The 5,581-nt window shown below is 34.7% G+C and carries 5 protein-coding genes, 1 tRNA gene, 1 rRNA gene and 1 pseudogene; all 8 read left to right on the top strand.

The features are described from left to right. Positions 1 to 106 (top strand): 5S ribosomal RNA (gene rrf, locus IAI10_RS24225); the annotation flags it as partial. Positions 107 to 452: 346 nt separating this feature from the next. Beyond that, positions 453 to 1,532 carry a diguanylate cyclase gene (locus IAI10_RS24220; RefSeq protein WP_315675886.1) on the top strand — a complete coding sequence of 360 codons (1,080 nt, stop codon included), beginning with the start codon at positions 453 to 455 and terminating at the stop codon, positions 1,530 to 1,532. A 75-nt stretch (positions 1,533 to 1,607) separates the two neighbouring features. Continuing rightward, positions 1,608 to 2,042: a 2'-5' RNA ligase family protein gene (locus IAI10_RS24215; protein WP_315675885.1), complete on the top strand. Its 435-nt coding sequence runs from the start codon at positions 1,608 to 1,610 to the stop codon at positions 2,040 to 2,042. Between the two features lie 316 nt (positions 2,043 to 2,358). Continuing rightward, complete coding sequence (locus tag IAI10_RS24210) at positions 2,359 to 2,913, top strand: hypothetical protein (protein WP_315675884.1); 555 nt, start codon at positions 2,359 to 2,361, stop codon at positions 2,911 to 2,913. A 72-nt stretch (positions 2,914 to 2,985) separates the two neighbouring features. Continuing rightward, positions 2,986 to 3,061, top strand: a tRNA-Pro gene (locus tag IAI10_RS24205). A 306-nt stretch (positions 3,062 to 3,367) separates the two neighbouring features. Next, the gene (locus IAI10_RS24200) at positions 3,368 to 4,078 is read left to right on the top strand and encodes a hypothetical protein (RefSeq protein WP_315675883.1); all 711 of its coding nucleotides are present in this window, start codon (positions 3,368 to 3,370) and stop codon (positions 4,076 to 4,078) included. Positions 4,079 to 4,153: 75 nt separating this feature from the next. After that, positions 4,154 to 5,021: pseudogene (locus tag IAI10_RS24195) on the top strand (DNA adenine methylase). A gap of 76 nt (positions 5,022 to 5,097) precedes the next feature. Next, the gene (locus IAI10_RS24190; protein WP_315675882.1) at positions 5,098 to 5,427 is read left to right on the top strand and encodes a transposase; all 330 of its coding nucleotides are present in this window, start codon (positions 5,098 to 5,100) and stop codon (positions 5,425 to 5,427) included. The last annotated feature ends 154 nt before the right edge of the window (positions 5,428 to 5,581 follow it).

Raw genomic sequence — 5,581 nt, 5'->3', positions numbered from 1 at the left:
TGGAACAGCTGCTACACCCGTTCCCATTCCGAACACGATGGTTAAACGCTGTATCGCCGAGAGTACTGCCCGGGTGACTGGGTGGAAGGGTAGGACGTTGCCAGGTTAAAAGCTACTAAGTTAATTCTTAGTAGCTTTTTTGTTTATAATCTTAATAAATAAGTGGTAACTGTATAGATAGATGCTAATATTAAATTTTTGTTTTTATACCATGAAAAGTCGAAATTAGTATTATAAAATTTGTAGTAGTTTAAAATGTTTGCCAAAAAATGACGAATGAAGCAAATTGAGTAATGCCAATTATGATGATATAATTTACGTAGCATGTGTTATAGGATATAACATGTGAAATTATGTAATTAATCAATAAAAGTTAATGTTAAATTCTTATATGGTTAAACATAATTGTAAAATAGCGTAAGTGGTATTATAAAACGAAAGAAGGGTTAGATATGGATTTAATTGCAAAAATTACTGGTCAAATATCTGTTTTTAATAAATTATATGATTATATGAGAGTGGTAGATCCTCTCAATAAGACTATTGTTTTTGATACTTATAACGAACATGAAAATGACTCGTGTTTTGACTTGTGGAAGAAAAATTCATTTTGTAAAAATTGCATATCTATGAGAGCCTATATTAATAATGATACATTTATAAAAATTGAATATGATAAGGATAAAATAATTTTAATAATAGCGATACCGGTTTGTATAGATGGCAATACATTTATTGTGGAGCTCATAAAGGATATTTCTAAAAATGGCAGTGTATTAAATAATGAAACATACGTTATAAGTGAGCTTATTAACAGCATGAATGAAAAAACAGTGAAAGATAAATTAACTGATCTATATAATATAAATTACATAGAAGAGAGACTGCCAATAGATTTTAACTATAGTAAAATTAATAATCTTCCTTTATCATTAATCATGACAGAAATAGATTATTTAGATGATATAAAAAAGAGGTATGGAGATATTATAGAAGAAAGAGCTTTAGTTATGGTTTCAGGTTTAATAAAAAAATCTATTAGAAATAATAATGATTGGGTTGGAAGGTATAGTTCAAGAAAATTTATAGTTATTTTGAATAATGTAGAAGTAAGTGATGCATATATTATTGCTGATAGGCTTAGAAGTCAAATAAAACAAAAGAAATTGGTCTATAAAGATGATATTATAAATTTTACATCAAGTTTTGCAGTATATAGGATTTCAGATTATGATACTGGATTTTCTGAGTTATTATCTAAAGTAGATAGTAATCTTTCTAAAGCAATGAGTAGTGGAAGTGATAGAATCATAATCAATGAAAAAGTAGATTGTAATATAGATATAGAGGAAAATAATAATAAAAATATTAAGTTAGCAAGGCTGGATAAGCAAATAGGTGAATTAAGAGAAGTTTTAAATGAAATATGCTGTACTTTAGATGAAAATGACAGCAAAGGTAAACAACTGATAATAAGCCAATGGTTAGATGAATTAATAGTAGAATATATGAAAGAAGTAGAAAAATTATAAATATATATTTAATTATATTATTGAAGAAATTATGAATGTATCATAGTGATAAATAATTATTAGGTGGTGAGTTTTGTGTATTCATATGCAGTAGTTGGATATTTTGATGAAATCACAGAAAATATTTTTAAAAGCTATTGGAATCATTTAAATGAAAATAAAATTACTGACTATGTTGTAAATTCAAAGGGGAAAAGACCTCATATAACTATAGCTGATTATGACGATTTAAATAAAAGTGAATTTATAGACTATATGATTAAGTTTTATAAGAATAAAGAAAGCATAGACATTTCTTTTAATGTATTAGGAACATTTATAGAGACGGGTACGCTGTTTGTTTCACCTGCAACATCTAAAGCTTTGTTAGATTTTCACAAGGTTCATCATACAAATTTTATTAATTTTAAAGATAATAATCAATCTCTTTATCTTCCTGAAAGGTGGTTTCCTCATTGTACTATAGCTAGTAGACTTGATGATAGAAATACGTTAAAAGCTATTGAATAGCTAAGAAAAAGTTTGAAAAAATTTCATGGAAAGCTAAGGGAGATAGCTTTAATAGAAATCACTTTAGATGATAAAAATGTAGCTGTGAAAGATGAAATAATATTTTCAATAGTCCTTAAATAAGAGCTAAAATTCAAATTTCACAGGTTGCAGGAACAGATCTAGCAAGGTTTCAGCAGCAATACCAATTACATTTTTTATGAATTCTTTTAATGCATAAAAATTACCGTCAGTAAGTATATACTTATTTCCTACTTGTAAATATATGTAAAATAATATATTATATTTATAGATTGAAACAAAGGAGGTATATATTTTGAAAAAATGTTCAGTAATCTCCTCTTTAATGTTGGCATTATGTATTATAGGAATTGTAATAGTTCATTTCAATTATAATAAAAATATGAATAATCAATCTATAGGGGCTTCAGCTAAAAAGGTAAATAAATCAGTAAAAAGTATTAATGGGCTTAGCGAATTAAAAAATACTGCTACTACCATATTAGAGGCGACACCAACTGGTGAAACGGAAACAAGAGATTATAATGGATTGCCAGCTATTATATCAAAACTAACAGTGATCAATGTATTTAAAGGAAAAAAAGATTTAAAGAATATAAAAATACTTCAAATACAGGAATTTGATAAGAAAGTAGAACAAAATCATAAACTGCTTTTGTTTTTGAGAGAGGGAATTGATAATCCTGATTGTTACGTGGTTATTGGTGACACGAGTCAGGGAATATATGAGATTATATCCAATGGTTCCGAAAATACAGTAAAAGCTTTTGATGAAGCGAATTCAAATAACTCAATATTAAAAGATTTATCAGGAAATTATGAAAACTTAAAAACTATATTAGAAAACTAACTCATTTGCCTTGGCAAAATTTATATAATATATTGATTTAATTACTATATATGCTATAATATTAATCGTCGCCTGGGTATGGCGCAGATGGTAGCGCGCTAGAATGGGGTTCTAGAGGTCGCAAGTTCAAATCTTGTTACCCAGACCAAAACATTTGCCCAATATAGATGCATGGCCAATAAAGCCAGTGTTTATGCGGGCTGCGGGAGTTTTGAATGAGAAATTCAAGACTCCCGTTTTTCATAGATGCACACCCTCTTTTTTGAGGGCTAAATCATATATAGCATAAAGAGATCAGAGGTCATGCCAAAATGGTATGGCCTCTTTTCATATATTCGAAAACAAAATAATGCGCCCTGCCGGGTAACTTTTGAGCGGCTGTGTTCTTCGTGACTGAAAACACAGCCACTTTTTTTGTTGCCATTTTTCAAAAAGTACTGCCCTGCAGGGTGCGATGAAAGGACTGAGAACAATGCCAGCGAGGTTCATGAGAGGCACGCCTCTCACCTTAACTGAAATAGAAATGCAATTAATTCCCGGCTTTTCTCCCCGAAGTACCGGAGTCTTGAGAAGTCGTTACAAATATACCGGCACCGATTGTGATTGCCGGTTCTGTACACAAACAACAGAAAAGAAAAAATGCTGTGGCTTCGTAGGTTGTATTTGCCTTCCGGAGCGAATCGCAGCCGGTTGCGTATCCTATGGGGAACTGCTCCGGCTGTTCCTAAGCGAAATTCAGCTTCGGACATTTGCTTCGCGGATTGAGAAGCTGCTCAAAGAAAGCGAGGCTAATCCGATGTTTTTCAGAAACGCTGAACACCGCAGAAGATTTCAAAGCCTGCGAAAAAGCGGATTGTTTCCGATTTTGAACCTTTCCGAAGCCTATGCTGCAGCTGCTTTTCTGCTGACTTCTGACGCCTTCCTCTGGAAGCAATCGAAAGACTTCATCAATCAGAGCAGTATCCACTTTAAAGATATTCGTATCCACGGTGTGGATCTGGATGGCTACGCCATATTCCATACAGCAAGGGATCTATATCACGGTACAGACCATATCGCCATTTCGGAACTGAGCGATCCGGAACTGATCAATGATAAACTGCTCCGCCTGATCATTAACGCCTTCCTCATAAGGCGGCACGGCATAGCAGCGGTTCCAACATAGAACAAAAAACAGCAGTCACATGGCTTCCAGTTACAGCCGGAATCATGTGACTGCTTTGAAGGTGAGGTGATGTTTATCAATAGCTTTATCAGTTGGATCGGCGGCAAGAAGGCGCTCCGCAACGTTATATACCGGCTCTTTCCCAAAAATTATGGCAGATATATTGAGGTGTTCGGTGGCGGCGGCTGGGTATTGTTCGGCAAAAAGCCGGATCAAAACGCAATGGAGGTTTACAACGACTACAACTCTAACCTGGCTAATCTTTTTTACTGCGTCAAAACCCGCACATGGGAATTTCTCCGGTACCTTGGCTTTCTTCCCATTAATTCAAGGGATGAGTTTTATGTCATCCGTAAATTTATTGAAAAAGAAGAATTTACACAAGAGTATCTCTCAGAAGAGCTGGAACTGGCGCAGCATAACCTTTCCCCTCCGGAGTTTGAAGATATGAAGGAGTTGATGCTGGAGAACGCGAGAAAAAGCGACGTGCGTCGCGCAGCAGCCTTTTACAAGCTAATCCGGTATAGCTATGGCAGCGGCTGCACTTCCTACAGTTGCCAGCCATGTGATATGCGGAAAACCTTCTTCCTCATATGGGAAGCGTCCCGCAGGCTTGCGGATACGGTAGTGGAAAATAAAGATTTTGAGGCATTGATCCGGCAGTACGACCGAGACAATGCCTTTTTTTATTGCGATCCGCCCTATTACGAAACCGAGGGGCATTATGCCGTGGTGTTCCGGAAAGAAGATCATAAACGCCTCCGTTACCCGCATCAACAACCTTGCGCAGCGGTATGACGGCGGCTGTGAATACCCGGAAGTAATCATCACCAACTACGATCCCAAAGAGCGCCGGAATGCCGAACCGAAGCAGCTTAATCTTTTTTCTGATGAGAACGGAGATGACGAGGATGAGTGGTATCGAGCAAATGAGATGGGCTAAACTCATAAGCCCGTAAATTGATTTGGACAATCGCCTATATATTTATTATAATGTAGAAAGTGATTGGAGGTAAACTATGAGAGGAAGAACTTATACAAAGGGACTGAAAGAAGAAATATTAAGAGAAGTTAAAGAAGTAGGAAATGTATCACTTGTTTCAAGAAGACATGGAATATCAAAATCCACTATATTTACTTGGATCAAGGAATCAAAAAATAGAGATGAGATTAAGGTTAAGCCAGGGAGAAAGGCTTTGGTTGAGGGAGATAAAGGGCTAGAGAGTGAATTAACAGATATAACAAAGGAGAATGATCAGCTAAAGAAGCTTCTAGGAGAGAAGGACTTAGAAATAGCCATACTTAAAGACTTAATAAAAAAATCAAACCCTCAATTAAAGATAAAGTAGAAATAGCTAAAAAATATGTAGATCAAGGATATAACGCAGTATTTGTCTTGAAGGTGGTCAAGCTTGGTAGATCCACATATTATTACAATTTGAGTATTGAAGGAAAAGAAAAGATAAAACCTAAAGGCGGTAAGCCTAGGGGATATAGTCTAGA

It is taken from the genome of Clostridium sp. 19966, assembly GCF_032335695.1.
GTDB lineage: Bacteria > Bacillota > Clostridia > Clostridiales > Clostridiaceae > JACTOJ01.
The sequence above is the reverse complement of the archived record's forward strand: the minus strand, read 5'-3'. Positions and strand labels throughout refer to the sequence as shown.